This is a genomic window from Flavobacterium sp. FlaQc-52 (assembly GCF_044007495.1).
Lineage (GTDB): Bacteria > Bacteroidota > Bacteroidia > Flavobacteriales > Flavobacteriaceae > Flavobacterium > Flavobacterium cupriresistens.
This window is the reverse complement of record NZ_JBIPCV010000014.1, coordinates 73,289-91,670: the sequence shown is the minus strand read 5'-3', so window position 1 is coordinate 91,670 and position 18,382 is coordinate 73,289. Positions and strand designations below refer to the sequence as shown.

13 protein-coding genes and 2 tRNA genes are annotated in these 18,382 nt (G+C 35.8%); 8 read left to right on the top strand and 7 right to left on the bottom strand.

Annotated features, from left to right (window positions below; genetic code table 11):
• Positions 1 to 244 precede the first annotated feature (244 nt).
• A complete protein-coding gene (locus ACHRV5_RS19950; protein WP_395427917.1) occupies positions 245 to 856 on the bottom strand; it encodes a class I SAM-dependent methyltransferase in 612 nt (203 codons plus the stop codon).
• A gap of 81 nt (positions 857 to 937) precedes the next feature.
• Positions 938 to 1,795, bottom strand: a complete 858-nt coding sequence (locus ACHRV5_RS19945) for an AraC family transcriptional regulator (protein WP_395427916.1) — start codon at positions 1,793 to 1,795, stop codon at positions 938 to 940.
• A gap of 183 nt (positions 1,796 to 1,978) precedes the next feature.
• On the opposite strand from ACHRV5_RS19945, the gene ACHRV5_RS19940 reads away from it, so the two are divergent.
• On the top strand, positions 1,979 to 2,653 hold the full coding sequence (locus ACHRV5_RS19940; RefSeq protein WP_395427915.1) for a hypothetical protein: 675 nt from the start codon (positions 1,979 to 1,981) through the stop codon (positions 2,651 to 2,653).
• 252 nt (positions 2,654 to 2,905) lie between these two features.
• Here ACHRV5_RS19940 and ACHRV5_RS19935 read toward each other — a convergent pair whose 3' ends face one another.
• From ACHRV5_RS19935 to rseP, 4 genes are all read right to left on the bottom strand, one after another.
• Positions 2,906 to 4,480 carry a serine hydrolase gene (locus tag ACHRV5_RS19935; protein ID WP_047774832.1) on the bottom strand — a complete coding sequence of 525 codons (1,575 nt, stop codon included), beginning with the start codon at positions 4,478 to 4,480 and terminating at the stop codon, positions 2,906 to 2,908.
• A gap of 354 nt (positions 4,481 to 4,834) precedes the next feature.
• A tRNA-Asn gene (locus ACHRV5_RS19930) sits at positions 4,835 to 4,908 on the bottom strand.
• Positions 4,909 to 4,947: 39 nt separating this feature from the next.
• Positions 4,948 to 5,021, bottom strand: a tRNA-Asn gene (locus tag ACHRV5_RS19925).
• 83 nt (positions 5,022 to 5,104) lie between these two features.
• Positions 5,105 to 6,448 carry an RIP metalloprotease RseP gene (gene rseP, locus ACHRV5_RS19920; RefSeq protein WP_395427914.1) on the bottom strand — a complete coding sequence of 448 codons (1,344 nt, stop codon included), beginning with the start codon at positions 6,446 to 6,448 and terminating at the stop codon, positions 5,105 to 5,107.
• Positions 6,449 to 6,652: 204 nt separating this feature from the next.
• Here rseP and ACHRV5_RS19915 point away from each other — a divergent pair, with 204 nt between their 5' ends.
• The 7 genes from ACHRV5_RS19915 to hflX all read left to right on the top strand — a co-directional run bounded on the left by ACHRV5_RS19915 (position 6,653) and on the right by hflX (position 17,115).
• Positions 6,653 to 7,726 (top strand): NADH:flavin oxidoreductase/NADH oxidase, encoded by a 1,074-nt coding sequence (locus ACHRV5_RS19915; RefSeq protein ID WP_395427913.1) that lies wholly within the window; start codon positions 6,653 to 6,655, stop codon positions 7,724 to 7,726.
• 138 nt (positions 7,727 to 7,864) lie between these two features.
• Entirely contained in the window at positions 7,865 to 8,905 is a 1,041-nt protein-coding gene (locus tag ACHRV5_RS19910) for a Gfo/Idh/MocA family oxidoreductase (protein WP_395427912.1), read from the top strand.
• 96 nt (positions 8,906 to 9,001) lie between these two features.
• Entirely contained in the window at positions 9,002 to 10,219 is a 1,218-nt protein-coding gene (locus tag ACHRV5_RS19905) for an MFS transporter (protein WP_395427911.1), read from the top strand.
• A gap of 304 nt (positions 10,220 to 10,523) precedes the next feature.
• Positions 10,524 to 13,355, top strand: a complete 2,832-nt coding sequence (locus ACHRV5_RS19900; protein WP_395427910.1) for a carboxypeptidase-like regulatory domain-containing protein — start codon at positions 10,524 to 10,526, stop codon at positions 13,353 to 13,355.
• A gap of 20 nt (positions 13,356 to 13,375) precedes the next feature.
• Complete coding sequence (locus tag ACHRV5_RS19895; protein ID WP_395427909.1) at positions 13,376 to 14,722, top strand: DUF5689 domain-containing protein; 1,347 nt, start codon at positions 13,376 to 13,378, stop codon at positions 14,720 to 14,722.
• Positions 14,723 to 14,856: 134 nt separating this feature from the next.
• On the top strand, positions 14,857 to 15,720 hold the full coding sequence (locus ACHRV5_RS19890) for a hypothetical protein (RefSeq protein ID WP_395427908.1): 864 nt from the start codon (positions 14,857 to 14,859) through the stop codon (positions 15,718 to 15,720).
• 165 nt (positions 15,721 to 15,885) lie between these two features.
• Positions 15,886 to 17,115: a GTPase HflX gene (gene hflX, locus ACHRV5_RS19885; protein WP_047774841.1), complete on the top strand. Its 1,230-nt coding sequence runs from the start codon at positions 15,886 to 15,888 to the stop codon at positions 17,113 to 17,115.
• 300 nt (positions 17,116 to 17,415) lie between these two features.
• Here the strand turns inward: hflX and ACHRV5_RS19880 are convergent, their stop codons facing one another.
• Positions 17,416 to 18,366 (bottom strand): DUF3078 domain-containing protein, encoded by a 951-nt coding sequence (locus ACHRV5_RS19880; protein ID WP_047774843.1) that lies wholly within the window; start codon positions 18,364 to 18,366, stop codon positions 17,416 to 17,418.
• Positions 18,367 to 18,382: the final 16 nt, after the last annotated feature.

Below are 18,382 nucleotides of genomic sequence, written 5' to 3'. Positions count from 1 at the left end.
GTATTAGATGTGATTTCTCCTTCGCCGAAATTGACATAAACAGTTCCTGCTACGTTTTCCACAATCGTGTCATTCTGAGGAACGAAGAATCTTCGTTTGCTGTATCGATTGTACTGAGTTTTGGTCTTCGGAGTTTCTTGCGCAGATCCTTCGTTCCTCAGGATGACAAACGGAGCGTGATTTACTTCGTCTATTTGGATAAACTCTTTCTAGTCTTAGCCTAAACGACAAAGAAATGAGCAAACTAAACTTTCCTTCCAACAAATCGTATTACAGCACCTTTCCCAATATGAAATTGCCCCTCATTGAGAATGATTTCTTCTTCCTCTAAATGCAAGATTTCATAACTCTCAAAATCAGCCTGTATTTCTTCCTTCGAAAATAAATCAGCAATTGCATCCGGTCCGCCAACTTTTGGATTTGCTTTTTTAAAATGCAAATGACTTTTACTGAAAGCTTCAAAAATAATAAGGCCTCCGGGTTTTAGATATTCATTTAGTTTTTTGTGGAGTTTTGATTTGGTTTCTGCGGAGAAATGTGCGTAAATCAATCCAATTGCATCGAAAGATTCTTTTTCGAATTCGAGTTCTTCTAGGTCGCCAACAATATATTCTAAGTTTACCTTATGATCTTTGGCCAGTTTTAATGCTTTTAACTGCCCTTCTGTGCTTAAATCAAACGAAGTGACAGTCCAGTTTAGTTGTGCTGCAAAAACGCCGTTACGACCTTCGCCATCGGCAGGCATCAATATAGATCCGGGTTTGAATTTAGGCAGCCATTCTTTAAAAAACAGATTAGGTGCTGTTCCGTAAGCAAATTCAGTGTTCTTGTATCTTTCGTCCCATTTTTGATTCATTTTGATTCGGTTTAAATTAGTATTTCAAAATTAACCTGAAAACGTTTCTTCAGTTAGGACAAAAATGCAGTTTACTATGACTTATTTGAAGTTTTTACGAAATGTCTCGGGAGAAAATCCGGTATGTTTCCTGAAGAATCTAATAAAATAAGAGACATCTTCATAGCCCATATAATCTGCAATTTGATTTACCTGATTAGAGGTTGCCAAAAGATATCTTTTAGACTCCAGAATGATTGCTTCGGTGATAAGTTCAGAAGCCTTTTTGTTTACTAACGTTTTGGTGATATTGTTTAGCTGATAGGGAGTAAGATGCAGCATTTCGGCATAAGCAGCAATGGGTTTGTGCGTGCGAATATGGGTTTCTAAAAGTGTTCTGAATTCATCCAGACGTTCCTGTGTGTATAAGTTAGTATCGTCAGTCGGATTATTGTTTTGCTCCCGCATAAGTTCCAAAAAGAAAATACGGAGATTGGCTTTTATGATTTCAATATAATTTTCGTGTTTGTCATGGTATTCCTGAAAAATATAAGTCAAAACGGAAAGTACTTTTTGAAAAGTAGCCTCTTTAAGTTCATAGTAATTCTGCTGGCTTATTTTAGTTAAAGAAGTCTGACTTGTTTTATCATCAGAAGAGTAAAAATCTATATTAAACTGAATCATATAACCCGTGCTTTTGGCATTTAACTCCAACCGATGTGCCTGCCCCGGACGCAAGAAGAAAACAGTATTGTCTTTTATTTCGTAGCCTTTGAAATCAATTTCATGAAAACCGGCTCCTTTTTGCAAAACCAAAATATGGCAGAAATCATGTCGATGTAATTCCTGAATGAGGTTTTCTCCCAAAAGCAAATCCTGAACAGTACGGATGCTGAAATTTAGGGAAAAATTTGTTTTTTCAGGAGGTGTAGTAAGATTTCGAACCGGGATCTTTTCCATTTTAGTTTGATGTGATACAAATGTACAAAACAGCGTTGCGAAAATAGAGAATGACTTTTATATAAATAGATGTACTTCAACGTTTTTTGCGGTTGTTTACGGGGCAAATTAGGAGTAATATGTAAGAATTGAGTACCTTAGATGAGTTTTAGAATACTGGTAATGCTCTTAATTTTAGTTTGTATGAAAAAATATCTACTTATTTTTACAGCGATTGCATGTATTTTTTCTTTAAACTGTTTTGGACAGAACAACGATATTGTTCTTGCTAACGTGAAAATGAAAAATGCAAAATCGAAATCTGACAAGATACCCAATACCGATCTTGTTGTAGAATCTTATCGCGTTGAAGAAACCATAAACATGGTATTCGGAAAACGAACCACTACTTATGAAGTTTCTAAGCTGGATATGGTTAATACCTATGATTTAGGACCAAACAATACCCGAAAGGTGATCCCACAATATGCAAAACCAAAAGAAAAGACGTTAGGAACTACAATAGAGACAAAAACCATTGTTGATACTTTGAAAGTTGCTGTAAAACCGGTTAAAGTAAATGTTCTTCCTCCTGCGAAAAAAGAAAAGTATATCACTATAAATGTGGTCAACACGTACGAAAAAGTCTTAGACCGTGGATACAAATCAATTGAAATGCTCAAAAAAGTAGCAGACCGATCTTATTTTGAAAATGATATGATTAATGCTGCGAAACATTATGCTCAATTGTTTGAGATGAGTACCAACTTAGAAGCGTCTTATTATTTCAGATATGCGCAAGCATTGAAAGGTATTAATGAAATGGAAAAATCGGAAGAGATGATGCAGTTGTTTAAAAGTAAAAATGGCAGTAAGTAAAAAGTAACTTCTTTTCCATCTTGTTGTTTTGGAACAGAAAAAATGGTACTAGTTAAGTAAGAACGATTTCTCGAATAGTTGAATGTGATTTCTCCTGCGTCGATAGGACACCAAAAACAACTATTTCTTTTTCACCAATAAAAAAAGAGCATCGGTATAAACGATGCTCTTTTTGATTTAAAAACTTAATTGTAACGATTTGGGGTCGTGATTAATTTGCAGATTGATTTGATGTCTTGAGCTGCTTAATTTTTATTTAACTCTCTTAAGATCTAAATCCTGAAAATCAAAACTAAAATCAATAGTCGGCGATATCCCTTTCATTTTTATACTTTGTGCTTTTCCTTCTTCATCTAAACTAAAGGAGGCAAACGCATCGCAATTCATGTCCTGATATTCCCATTTTATAGCAAATGTATTTGCTTTGTAAAATTGCATTGGTCCGTTTAGTTTTGGTGAACGAAGAGATTTAAACCATAATTGATTTCCTTTCAGGAATATTTCCATTTTTCCGAACCATTTATCTTCGTATTGCCCGATAAAGTCTTCGTTTTTGATTTTGATATTTTTGGCTTTGTTTACGGTTTCCCAAACTTTTTTAACGGCTTCATTGTCGACGTTCTTTTGTGACTCTAAAAAAGAGGCGTGTTTGTCAATCCATCCGTAATCGTCCAGACCTAAGTAACTGTCGATAATGGTTTGACTTACGGCAGAGAAAACACCGGCACCACCATTTTCGGTATTGGTTAAAACTACGACCCCTAAATTTAAATCCGGAATCATTGTAACTATAGAAAGCATTCCCGGTAATCCACCTGTGTGAGAAACGCTTAGGTTTCCTTTTACATCAGCTAAAAACCAACCTAATCCATAACCGTTAAAATGTTGTTTGTATCTCGGGTCCGGATCCGCTGGAAGGACTGAGTACAATTTCCACATTTCATTTTGTCTTTCCGGAGAGAAAAGTTGTTTGTCTAATTGGTCTCCGTATTTTCCTTTGTTTAATTGTACCAGAACCCATTTTGACATATCATCTGCATTAGATACAATGCCACCTGGAGCACCGTTTACCATTTCTTCAAACCCTTGAATGGTTTTTATTTTGTTGTTCTCGGTACCGTTTGTCGAGTGGGGTGTAGCTAGATTAGATTTGTCTTTTATGTCTTTAAGAGAAGCATGTGAGTTGTTCATCTGTAAAGGATTCATGATTTTGGTTTCGATAAATGCCTCCCAGCTCATTCCGCTTACTCTTGCGGTCAGCTCGCCTGCTACAAAATAAAGCAGATTGTCATAATCAAATTGTGTTCTGAATTCCGAAACAGGTTTAAAATGCTGAAAATTGCTTAAAACATCTTTTATGGTGAAGTCAGTACCGTTAGGAAAAAACATTAAATCTCCGGCGCCTAAACCAAGTCCGCTACGATGACATAATAAATCTTCGATAAGAAAATGTTCTGTTACGTACTCATTGTACATTTTAAACTCGGGAATATAGGTCTTCACTTTGTCTTTCCAGGAAATCTTTCCTTCATCGACTAGAATAGCTAACGCGGCAGTAGTAAAAGCTTTGCTGTTAGAAGCAATTTGAAAATTGGTGTGCTCGTCGACAGCTTGTTTTGTGTTGATAGACTTAACGCCATATCCTTTTTTGTGGATCACTTTTCCATCTTTTATAATGGCGACTGCAACTCCGGCAACATTAAATTTTTCGATTGATTTTTCTACAAGGGCATCAACTTCTTTTGAAGAGAGTTGAGCAAAGATATTACTGGTGGTAAGTAATAAGAAAGTGGTTAAAATGGTTAATGCGAATTTTGGTTTTTTCATGTTTTTTGGTCTGATTGTTTAATGTAGTTTAATTAGTGTAGGGTTTTCCCTTCGGAACGAATATATAAAATAAAAGAACATCAAAAAGATCCGAATTTAGATTTCAAGAACATGACGTTCTAAATATATCGTAAAAATTAAACCTGACAGGTTTCAAAAACCTGTCAGGTTTAATTATATAAAAAACAATTTATTCAAAAACAGATTCCCACAAGATTGGAATTTGGAATTTAAAGATTTGGAATTTTACTTTTAAGATTGGAATTTGGAATTTAAAAAATTTGGAATTTCAATCCAATATTTCGGTTATAAGCAAAAAAAAAGACTATCGTGATGATAGTCTTTTTTTTTAAGCTCCCCCTCTTGGGCTCGAACCAAGGACCCTCTGATTAACAGTCAGATGCTCTAACCAACTGAGCTAAGGAGGAATCACCTTAAAGGTAAATATGTTTGCTAAAAAAAAGTTGCTCCCCCTCTTGGGCTCGAACCAAGGACCCTCTGATTAACAGTCAGATGCTCTAACCAACTGAGCTAAGGAGGAAGATGTTGTTCTTTTTAGCGAGTGCAAATATATATCAATTTTTGGTTTCTAAAAAACATTTTTGCTCTTTTTTTTCAAAAAAATTATTTGCCAACAATTGCTTTGTAGATATCATTTCCATTAGCAAATAAAAGCAATGAGATAAGTAAAACGAAACCAACCATTTGTGCATTTTCAAGGAATTTATCACTCGGTTTTCTGCCACTAATTATTTCGTACAATAAAAACATTACATGTCCACCATCAAGAGCAGGAATCGGCAATAAGTTCATTACTCCAAGCATAATTGACAATAAAGCCGTGATAGACCAAAAAGCTTCCCAGCTCCAAGTTTTAGGAAAAACATTAAAAATAGCCGCAAAACCACCTACTTGTTTGTATGCTTTGGTTTCCGGATTAAAGATTAATTTAAGTTGTTTACCATATCCTACCAATTGATCTTTTCCTCTTTCGATTCCTACCGGAATAGATTCTAAAAAGGAGAATTCTCTTTTACTGATCTTATAGTAGCCTAATTTTTCCAAAGAATCCAAATCTAAGCCAGCCAATTGTATGCCTAATTTTCCGTCATTAGCAACCATTAGTTTTACTTTTTCTTCTTTTTGATTGCGAAGTAAAGTAGCCTCAACGGTTTTGCCTTTATTGTTTTCCAATATTGTTTTAGCCTCATCAAGATATTTTACCTTTTGTCCGTTAAGTGATAAAAGGATATCTTTTGGTTTTAGAACCGTATTTTTAGAATCATCAGCTATTTTTCCAATTACAAATGGAACACGAAAAGTAGCCAAAGCACCTTTTCCAGCTTTAGAATACTGATCAACAAAATCATTTGGGATTGCAATTGTTTGTTCTGTTCCGTTTCTGTCAATTACTACTTCTTTAGAGGTAGCTAACTTTCCATTAACATCACTGTCATATCGGATCACTTTCTCTCCATCTATACCAACAATGATATCACCTGTTTTAAAACCGGCATTTAACATTGCTTTGTTCTCGATCAAAAGACCGTCTTTTAAGTCTTTGTTGGCAATAAACATTTCACCATAAGCGTAAGCCATTCCGATGTAGATAACAAAAGCAAGGATGAAATTTACAGTAACACCCCCAAGCATAATAATTAAACGTTGCCAAGCCGGCTTAGAGCGAAACTCCCAAGGTTCTGGGGGTAAAGCCATTTGTTCTTTATCCATACTTTCGTCGATCATTCCTGAGATTTTCACATAACCTCCTAATGGTAACCAACCGATTCCGTATTCAGTTTCTCCGATTTTCTTTTTCAAAAGAGAAAATTTCACATCAAAAAATAAGTAAAATTTCTCAACTCTGGTTTTAAATAATTTTGCAGGAATAAAATGTCCTAATTCGTGAAGAATAATAAGTAATGATAAACTCAATAGAAATTGAGAGAGCTTGATAACTATGTCCATTTTTAATTTTTAGTTCGTAATTTTTAACGCACAAAAGTAACGTTTCTATTTTAATTTGGTAGTGCAATATAATATATAAGGTTTTAAATGTTTGTTAATTAATAAACATTTTGATTTCTACTTTTAGGCAGATGCTGTAACTTTACTTTTTTGTGCGCTATCCTACTTAATAGGTAGCTTAAAACGATTAAAAGTTACACTATTATGGCTTCAATATTATTCGCTCCGCTTACCCTTAAAAAAATTACTTTAAAAAATAGAATTGTTATTTCACCTATGTGTCAGTACTCTGCAATCGACGGATTCGCTAACGATTGGCACTTGGTTCATTTGGGAAGCCGTGCCAGCGGAGGTGCCGGTTTGATTATTCAGGAGGCAACAGCCGTTTCTCCTGAGGCTAGAATCTCTCCTTCTGATCTAGGAATATGGAAAGACGAGCACATTGAAAAACTTAAAACAATCAACGAATTTATCAGATCACAAAATGCCGTTCCCGGTATTCAATTGGCACATGCCGGACGAAAAGCAAGTGTTTCTGTACCATGGGAGGGCAACAAAAAATTAGATATTGGTTATGAGGGCTGGCAGACTGTTGCTCCGAGTGCAATTGCGTATCATGAAACGGAAACGTTTCTTCCAACTGCCTTGGACAAAATCGGAATTGAAAAAGTGCTTTCGGATTTTAAAACGGCAACTAAAAGAGCGGTTAAAGCCGGCTATCAGCTAGTGGAAATTCATGGAGCTCATGGTTACTTACTCCACCAGTTTTTATCTCCTTTAACGAATAAGCGAACGGATGAATATGGAGGAAGTTTTGAAAATCGTATTCGCTTTACACTCGAAGTTGTGGAAGCAGTTCAATCAGAATGGCCGTTGGATTTACCATTGTTGGTTAGAATTTCGGCAACAGATTGGGCTGAGGGAGGATGGAATCCTGAAGAGTCAGTAGAACTTTCCAGAATTTTAAAAGAAAAGGGAGTTGATCTGATCGATGTTTCGTCAGGTGGATTAGTATCGCATCAGCAAATTCCGTTAGAGCCAAATTATCAGGTTTCTTTTGCGGAAAAAATCAAGAAAGAAACGGCTATTTTGACTGGAGCAGTTGGTCTAATCACCGAGGCAGAACAGGCGGAAGCTATTTTGAAAGAAAGCCAAGCTGATTTGATTTTGTTCGGCAGGGAGTCGCTTAGGAATCCAAATTTACCTTTAGATTTTGCTGTCGATTTAAATGATGATATTTCGTGGCCAAAACAGTACGATAGAGCTAAAGTGAGATAAATTTATAGGCCACAGATTTCACAGATTAAAAAGATTTTTTAAGCGCATCGATTTGTGTAAATTAGTGTAATTCGTGGCAACACACACTAACAGTAATCTGTGTGAATCAAAACAATCTGTGGCAAAAAAACACATAAAATGGAAAAAATAAAAACAGCACTATTATCATACGGAATGTCGGGGAAAGTTTTTCACGCTCCTTTTTTAGCGATTCATCCGGGGTTTGAATTGTTGGGTTCTTGGGAAAGAAGTAAAAAAGTAATTCATGAAGATTATCCATCTGTAAAAAGTTATGCTTCCATTGAGGAACTACTGGCGGCTGATGTTGATTTGGTCATTGTAAATACCCCGGTTGGAACGCATTTCGAATATGCAAAAAAGGTACTCTTGGCAGGAAAACATGCCGTTGTAGAAAAAGCATTTACAACAACTGTAGCCGAAGCAGAAGAATTAGCCGGAATTGCTAGAGAGAAAGGATTAAAATTAGCTGTTTTTCAGAACAGACGTTGGGATAGTGATTTTAAGACCGTTCAGAAAATAATTAACGAAGGCGTTTTAGGAGAGTTGGTTGAAGCAGAGTTTCATTTTGATCGTTATAATCCGTTGTTGAGTGCAAAAGCACACAAGGAAACAGCGAACGATGGCGCCGGAATTTTAAAAGATTTAGGACCACATTTAATCGATCAGGCTGTTGCTTTATTTGGTTCTCCGAAAGCTGTTTTTGCAGATATCAGAACGACAAGAGAAGGTTCTGTCGTAGACGATTGGATCGATTTGTTGTTGATTTATGCGGATCTTAGAGTGCGATTAAAGGCAGGCTTTTTTGTGAAGGAAGCAAATCCGGCCTACACGATTCACGGTAAAAAAGGATCTTTCCTAAAACCTCGTGGCGATGTACAGGAAGATGATTTAAAAGCAGGAAAGAAACCAAATTTAGAATTATGGGGAACAGAGTCCGAAAGCTTACAAGGGCTGCTGCATACTGAAATTGACGGAAAAGAAATTCGAAAAAAAATACCAACATTGCAGGGGAATTATTTCAGCTTTTTTGATGGCGTTTACGATGCGATTTCAAACCATAAAACAGAACCGGTTACAGCACAAGACGGTGTAAAAGTAATGCAGATTATAGAAGCTGCAATTGCAAGTAATACCGAGCAAAAAGTGATTAATTTATAAACAATAACGTTATAAATCGAGGAACTAATAGGGTTTGGTCGTGCATAACGGAGCTTTTTAGTACTTTTATACGACCAAACTTTAAACACCATTATTTTGATCGATTTCAATCCATTAGCACTATTTCAAACCAAAGGGAAAATTAAGAAAGTCTTTAGAGAGGCCAAAGCGTCTTATTTGAACCGAATTCGTTTTGCTGTCGGAATGTTTTATTTTGGAATGGGTTTAAGTTTTGCTACTTGGGCGAGCCGAATTCCGGATATTAAAACCGCTTTGCATCTGACAGAAGGTGACCTAGGTTCTATCCTTTTCGCATTACCAATGGGGCAATTGTTGATTATGCCTTTTTCGGGAAAAATGGTAACGAAGTTTGGAAGCCACCGTATTTTAATTTTTTCTCTAATAATGTATGTTTTGTGTCTTGCCAATTTAGGTTTGGCAACTACAGCTTTACAATTGTCATTGGGTTTATTTTTATTCGGTTTATTTGGAAACTTAGCCAACATAGCGGTTAATACTCAAGGCGTTTATACAGAGGTTCTTTTCAAAAAAACAATTATGTCCTCTTTTCATGGGATGTGGAGTTTTGCCGGATTTACAGGAGCCTTAGTCGGTTTAGGAATGTTGGCTTTAAACCTGAATCCGCTTCATCATTTTTTAATTATCGCCGGAATTGTACTACTGATGATTGTTTTTAATTTTAAATTTTTGGTCAAAGCCAAAGAGAAAATCAAAGACAAAACAGAGAAAAAGAAACTGTTTGTTAAGCCCGATAGTGCTTTAATCTGGCTCGGTGTAATTGGTTTTTGCAGTATGGCAAGTGAAGGAGTAATGTTTGACTGGAGTGGTGTTTATTTTAAAGATGTTGTTCAGGCACCGGGTCCTTTGGTGATTTTAGGGTACACTTCATTTATGATTATGATGGCCAGCGGACGATTTTTAGGAGACGGATTGATCAACAAATTTGGTCGTGAACGTGTTATGCAAATCAGTGGGGTTATGATTTCAGCCGGACTTTTTACAGCTGTTTTTCTTCCTTATATTATACCATGTACACTTGCTTTTATGCTGGTTGGACTAGGAGTGGCAACGATTGTTCCAACAGTTTACAGTATGGCGGGTAAAAACCCGACTGTTCCGCCAGGAGAAGCTTTAACGATTGTTTCGAGTGTTAGTTTTCTGGGTTTTTTAATGGGACCTCCCGTGATCGGACATATTGCTGAAACTTTTGGACTGCAATTTTCTTTTGCTTTTATCGGAATCTTTGGTGTTCTGATTGCTTTTATGGTCTCTAAAATTCGAACAACTCCCTAGTTTCTCTCTTCATTTATCTGCATGACGGAGATTGATCGAAGGTACGATGTTAAACTCATTCGCTTCATCTGTAAAATCTACGAAGGCAAAACAATATAAAAACAATTACAATTAGTAATAAAAGTATTACAATAATAAATATTAGCTATCTTTGAATTAAGAATGATAGCTGATGTATAATTCTGTGCAGGTACTCCCATTCTTTTCCAAAGATCAATTTTATCTTTTGATGTAAGGATTAAAGTGTTTTTTAGTAAAGACATTTTAATCCAAAACAATTTGTCAAAGTTAATAGGGATCTTTTATGGAAAAAATGTACTTGGTCTTTTTTGTTTTACTGCCTTTCGGTTTTGTTTTTGCGCAACAGGATGTGATTCTTTCAGGAATAGTAATTGATATAAAAACGCAACAACCGTTAGAGAATATCGTCGTAAGTATTCAGAACTCTTCTGCTACACAATTGACCAAAGCAAACGGAAAATTTGAACTGCATTCCGCTCTAAAAGGAGAACAATTGCTTTTGCTGCACAGTCAGGGCTACAAAGAGGTACTTCTAAAAGTAAATTTAGATTCCAATCATAATCTCGGAATAATACAACTGGAAGATAATTTTTCCGATGATGCTTCTGCCACTTTAATTACACTTTCAGAAAGTGACTTAACGGATGATACCAGTACGTCGGAGATGACATCAGGTCTTTTGCAATCTTCAAAAGATGCGTTTTTTCAGGTCTCTGCTTTTAGTTGGGGTCAGGCTAGATTTAGGGTTCGGGGATTAGACAGTGAAAACGGAACCATGATGCTCAACGGAATGCCAATGAACAAAGTTTATGACGGAAGACCACAATGGGGAAACTGGGGCGGGTTGAATGACGTACTTCGAAATCAGGAGTTTTCAGTTGGAGCAGCTTCTTCAGACCATACTTTTGGAGGTATATTAGGTACACAACAGATTTATACACGAGCTTCCATTTATAAAAAAGGAAGTCGTCTTTTATTTTCAGCAAGTAACACCACTTACAATTGGCGGGCAATCGGAACCTATGCTTCCGGTATAAATGCCTCGGGTTGGGCGTATGTAATTTCGGCTGGAAAACGGATAGGAAACGAAGGCTTTTTTGAAGGAACAAATTTCAAAGGAGAGTCTTTTTTTATAAGTATTGAAAAGAAATGGAACGATAGAAACGCACTTAATTTTACCGGATTTTATACACCAAATTCGCGTGGAAAAAATTCACCAAATACAAACGAAGTTACCGGATTGACCAACGAAAAATACAATTCGTACTGGGGATGGCAAAACGGAAAAAAACGAAATGCACGCGTAAAAAACATCGAAGAACCATTGTTGATGTTGAATCATTATTTTAGAATAAATGAAAAGGCAAATCTGAATTCAAACGTTATGTACCAATTTGGTAAAATAGGAAACAGTACAATTGACTACCAGAATGCAGACAGTCCGGATCCTGTCTATTACAGAAAATTACCCAGCTATTTTACGTCACTTTATGCAAAAGACAAGGGAGCATTTTCGGGGGATTTTATGCCTGATTATATAAATGCGGAAAAAAGTAAAACATTGTTTTTAGACCATGCCCAACTAAACTGGGAAGACTTGTATCGGACGAATCAGAAGCCAATATTAAATCCGAACAATATAATTACAGGTTTTGAACCCGTGCAAAGCCATTATGTTTTATATGAAGACCGGACCGATGATAAAACACTGGCGGTAAACTCCAATTTAAACTTGCGACTTACTGAGAATAGCGCTTTTGATGGTGGCATCGTTTTTAGAAGTTTGAAATCACATCATTTTCAATCTCTAGTAGATTTGCTCGGAGGTTTATATTTTGAAGATGTTGATGCATTTTATACCGGTGCTCAGGCGCAATCTGATCTGCAGAATCCAAATCGTCAGGTCAAAGAAGGGGATGTTTATGGCTACAATTATAAGCTGCTGGCAACGATAATCGATGCTTTTACACAGTTTAAGTTCAACTATAATAAAATCGATTTCTTTTTATCCCAATCCTATTCTGTTTCAGAATACCAAAGAGAAGGATTATATCAGAATGGAATTTATCCAACAACGTCTCTTGGTAAAAGTAAAAAAGTAAATTTTGAAAATTTTGGTTTTAAAGGTGGATTCACCTACAAGATTTCAGGCAAACAATGGTTATTTTTTAATGGAATGCATTATACAAGAGCGCCGTCGCTTCAAAATACGTTCTCTAATTCGAGGCTTAATAATACTATTGTTGACGATCTTGGAAATGAGAAAGTCAGCGGTGCCGAAGGAAGTTATGTCTTTCGAATGCCCAAGTTCAAAATGAGAGCAACAGTGTACTATACTTTAATAAGAAATTCGGCTAAAACGTCTTTCTTTTATGCAGAAGGAATTTTCGACAAAGGAAAAGCTAATAATAATACAGATGCATTTGTAAGTCAGACTTTGACACAGTTAGACAAGAAAAACATTGGAGTTGAATTGAGTTTTGAGTATCAAATTTCAGCGGCATTAAAAGCTATAGCCTGTTTGGCATACGGTAACTATATCTACAGTAGCAATCCAAATGTTTCGATTACAAATGATGCAAATGTGGCGAAAGAAAATACACAGTCGACTTTTGATTTTGGAAGATCCCGACTTAAAGATTACAAACAATCCGGTATGCCACAACAGGCCTGTGCCGTTGGCCTGGAATATAGAGCGCCTAAATTTTGGTGGCTGGGAGTGACTCTTAACTATTTGGCTGAAAATTATATTGATGTTGCTCCAATTGCCAGAACAGATCGTTTTTACATCAATGCTAAGAACGGGTTGTTTTTTCCTGAAGCGACCAAGGAGCGGGCCCTCCGTTTATTAAAACAGGAAAAATTTGATCCAATATCGTTAGTGAATATTACAGGAGGTAAATCTTGGAGCGTTTTTGGAAACAATATAGGACTTTTTGTGAGTGTAAATAATATTCTGGATGTGTCGTATAAAACCGGTGGTTTTGAGCAGGCCAGAAATGCCAATTTTAGAGCACTCAATCAAGATGTTTCGAGCGGAACCCCTTCGTTTGGGGCTAAATATTTCTACGGTTACGGAAGAACCTATTTCGTAAACCTAAGTGTTAATTTCTAAAAATTAAAACAGGTCAGAATATGATGGATAGCATCTTAAAATATTTTTTTGCACTACAATTATTGCTTTTATGTTCCTGTGATGCAGAACTGGAAAGTCCTGAGTTTAGTTGTACACAGCCCAATTTAATCGTAAATCAAACCGTAGAAAAACTAAAAGACGTTTCAGAACTTGTGCCAAAGCAATATGGTTATGATGATGTTATTGAAGCCTACGTCGTGTCGACAGATGAAGGAGGTAATTTTTTTAAAACGATTTATCTTCAGACATTAAAGGACAGTAAGGAGGTAGTAGGTTTTAGTGTGGCCGTCGACGTAACAAATACGTATGCTGATTTCCGTGTGGGCAATAAAGTGTATCTAAAGCTCAAAAATCAATTTACAGACTTATATTATGGAGGACTGCGAATTGGGAGTCTTTATGTGAGTAATGCCGGAGATCCAACAATAGGCAGAATTTCACAAAATGACTATAAAAATATAATGAATGCGTCTTGCGTTGTAGTCGATGAAAATCAATTGGTTCGGTCTTTTTCTATTGAAGAAGCGTTAAACGATAAAAATCTAAATACATTAATTGAACTTAAGGAGGTCCAATTTACAGAAGCCGCAATTGGGCGCCATTATTTTGAAGAATCCAATAATGTCGGGGGTGCAACCAATTGGAACCTCAGTGATAAAACAGGAAATCAGGTTATTTTCAGAACGAGTAATTTTGCAAATTTTGCCGCTAGTGCGGTGCCGGAAGGAAGTGGGAAAGTACGAGGGATATTAACAAAATTTGGTTCTGACTACCAACTGATGGCGAGATCTGAAAGTGATGTTGTAATGGATGGAAAGAGGGCCATTCCCTTATTTTCAGAAGATTTTCAGACGGTGAAAAACAATGTGGCTTTTAGCCTTCCAGGTTGGAGTAATATTGTTGAGAAAGCCAGTAAATCATGGAGAAGTATGTTTTATGGCGGAAATGGTTATGCGGAGTTTAATACGACAAGTACAACAGCAGCAGAAAATGTCGCCTGGCTGGTTTCTCCTAAAATCAATTTAGAGGGATATAAAAATGCCGTGTTTTCTTTTAGAAGTGCACAATACAATTTGAAGGTCGATTCACCATTAAATGCATTAGAAATTTACGTATCCGATGATTTTGACGGATTGAATATTGCCAAAGCAAAATGGACAAAATTGGCAGCAAAACTACCTAATTTATCAACTCCGGCACGTGAGTTTATATCCTCAGGCAGAATCGATTTACCATCCTATTCCGGAAATATTAATATTGCGTTCAGATATGTCGGATCCGGGAAAGACAAAACGTTAAATGGCGCTTTTATGGTGGATGACATTAAGATTTTTGCTGAAAAATAGGGAAGAATAGTTTTGTATTAATGATAAGCGGTTGGTTTTTAGTGAATTGTTTAAAAATAAGCAATTTTTGAATCGGAAATTGTTAAAATTTAATTGGATTTCGTATTTTGGTCATCCCAAATCTATATAATACGATGAAAAAAATCTACTTTATTGCCATCATGCTGATGGTTATGCCATCCGTGCTGCACAGTCAGGATGCTCCTGTCAAATTAAAACAAATAAACATTGTAAAAACAAATTACCAAAACGATAAAGATGGTGAAATTGTAAATAAAACAGTGGTTTTTAATGAAGGTAAAATTCAATCGATCACGACCTCAGACGTTATTCAGAAATTCTTTTACAATAAGAATGGATTGTTGGACATGACCGTAAAGGAAAAAGTCGGAAGCGACTGGAAAGAAGTTGTTAACTACACTTATAATGCTGATAACAACATTATAAAATTCGTTGACAAATACCATGAAGGCAACGATTACATTACGAAAACCGTAACTTTTACCTACGAGGGAGCGAGAGTAAAAGCGATCACTAAAAAAAGTACCAATCACCAGAATATACTGGATGATATTGAATACATTGTAGAGAACGGTATAATTGTAAGACGCACTTCACGCGACAGAAATAAGCAGATTATCGGTAAAATTGAATATGTTTATGTAAATGATAATGTAGCAAAACACAAAGGTTTGGTTGGAGATAAAATTTCTAAAACCTATACTTATGACGATAAAAAGTCGGTAGAATCACTAATCGTTCAGAATCTTTTCGGAGACAATTACAAAATAATTGTACCGATGATTTCGTACCACGAAGACGAATTTAGTTTTGAGACTATTTCATATAATAATGAAGTAAATTTCAGTCCTTCATCTACAGCCTTAGTAGCAGTAAGCCGAAAGTATAAATACAATAAATTGAATTTTCCAATATCCTGTTCACAAATTGAGGAAAATGGAATTGTAAAAACAGAGAAGACGTTTATTTACGAATAAAGACGCTGTCGTTTCTTTTTTAAACCCTTTAGCGATTAATAATCTTAATGGCTAAAGGGTTTACTCTTTTAAATAAAGAGGTTAATTTGCCAAATAGAACTTAAAAATAAAATTGTATAAGTGTAGTAGCTTACAAATCATTAAATTTGCAACTTATTCAAAGCTATGTTAGAAAAAGAAGTTATAAATTTTGAGAGAACAGCCGTAGTAGGTATTATAACTCAAAATCAAAGTGAAGAAAAACTAAACGAATATTTAGACGAATTAGAGTTTTTGACTTTTACCGCAGGTGGTGAAGTGATAAAACGTTTTTCGCAAAAAATGGAACGCCCAAATCCGAAGACTTTTGTTGGGACAGGAAAAATAGATGAAATCAATCTTTTTGTAAAAGAAAACAATATATCGACGTTGATTTTTGATGATGAATTATCACCATCACAACAGAAAAATATTTCAAGAATAATTGATTGTAAAATCTTGGACAGAACCAATTTGATTCTGGATATTTTTGCACAAAGAGCTGAAACGTCTTATGCAAGAACACAGGTAGAGTTGGCGCAATGTATCTATTTATTACCAAGACTTTCCGGTTTATGGACACACCTTGAGCGTCAGAAAGGTGGTATTGGTATGCGTGGTCCCGGTGAAACGGAGATTGAAACTGACAGACGTATTGTGCGTGACAGAATTTCGTTGTTGAAAGATAAAATCAAAACGATCGATAAACAAATGGGTATTCAGCGCAGTAATCGTGGTGCGATGGTACGCGTGGCGTTGGTTGGTTACACCAACGTTGGAAAGTCAACTTTGATGAATGCAGTTGGTAAAAGCGATGTTTTTGTAGAAAATAAATTATTTGCAACGCTGGATACAACAGTTCGTAAAGTGGTGATTAAAAACTTACCTTTTCTACTTTCAGACACCGTAGGTTTTATTAGAAAGTTACCAACGCAATTAGTAGACTCTTTTAAAAGTACATTAGATGAGGTTCGTGAAGCAGATTTGTTGCTGCATGTAGTAGATATTTCGCACCCGGACTTTGAAGATCATATCGAATCTGTAAATCAGACCTTGTTAGAAATCAAAAGTAATGATAAACCAACTATTATGGTTTTTAATAAAATTGATGCCTACAAACATTTGACAATTGATCACGATGATTTGATTACTGAAAAAACGAGAAAACATTACACGCTTGAGGAATGGAAACAAACCTGGATGAGTAATGTGGGAGAGAATAAAGCATTGTTTATTTCGGCTACTCAAAAAGAAAATTTTGAAGAATTTAGAGAGACGGTATACGAGGCTGTACGCCAGATTCATATCACCAGATTTCCGTATAATAAATTTTTGTATCCGGATTACAAGGATGCCATCGAAAAAGAAGAGGAATAAAAAAACGGCTTTTGAATATTTTCAAAAGCCGTTTTTTTTATGCTTAATTTTTTCACGCTGATTGAGCGGATTTATTTTAGATCTCTTTTTATTGTTGGTGAAATTGACATTTAGATTCTGTGTTGATTGCGCAAGTTATCACAAATTTATTGCTGTTTGAATAGCCTCCTGCTTTAGCTGGAGGTAAATGATTGATCGGCGAAGAACTGGCTTTAGCCGAAAGAACCATTTAATCTTTTTAATCCTCTAATCTGTGGAAAGCGAATAAATCAGCTAAACCAGCGTGATAAAAAATACGGTCTAAAATCCAAAGTTAACTCCTAAACCAAAAACTTCTCTGGTTTGGAATCCACTAAAGGCATTATCATCATAAATTGCCTGGAAGGCCAGATTAGCAGATAAAAATTTGTTTACCTTCATGATAATGTTCAACGAGTAATTGATATCTACGTTTTGTGGATCTCTTAAATAGTTCGAATATAAATTCAACGTATTCTCGGCAGTTACGTTGGTCATGATGGCAAGTTTATAGTAAACCGAAGCATAAAATCCCAGTTCATACAACATCGTTTTATTAGCATCAACACCAAAATAAGCCCCATCTACATAAGGTAATCCGGTTGCCTGATCAATTCCCGAAGTATAAGCACCGTCAACAAAAGTGAATTTTGAGGTTAAGGGTGCGAAGTTTATTTTTAAATCTTCTGTTTTAGACCAATAAATACCGGGACCCGTTGTTAAGTAACCCGGAGACATAAATTTGGTATTTTCTGTTCGGATTTCTTTGCCATTTACATCCTGACCATACAAGTAACCAGTTGTGAATTGGGTTCTGAAATTTAAAAAGAAAGAGTAATACCAGTCGCCAAAAGCCTTTTTACCGACGATTGAATTGAATTCCAACCGGTCATCAGTCTTCTTTTCGAAATCAGCATTTTTAGTCTGTAAAAGCCCGTAGGAAGCAAGGATTTTATTATCCCAGGTTATATCGTCTTTTTTGTAATTGAAATCGTAATTGATTCCTAAAGTTCCGGAGAAACTGTCTTCTCCTCCCGCAACCCAGTTATTGAAACTGGACTGATTTAATAAAAGAGATACTGTTCCCTTTGCTTTCCAGCCTTCATCTTCAATAGTGTCATTGATTTTTTTTACGGCTTTTTCGGTGTTTTGAATTAATTCTTTTTCTGAATTTTGGGCTTGAACAAAAGTGAAGTTCACTAAAACGAAAAGTAACAAGGATATCTTTCTCATAGTATTTAGTTTAAGT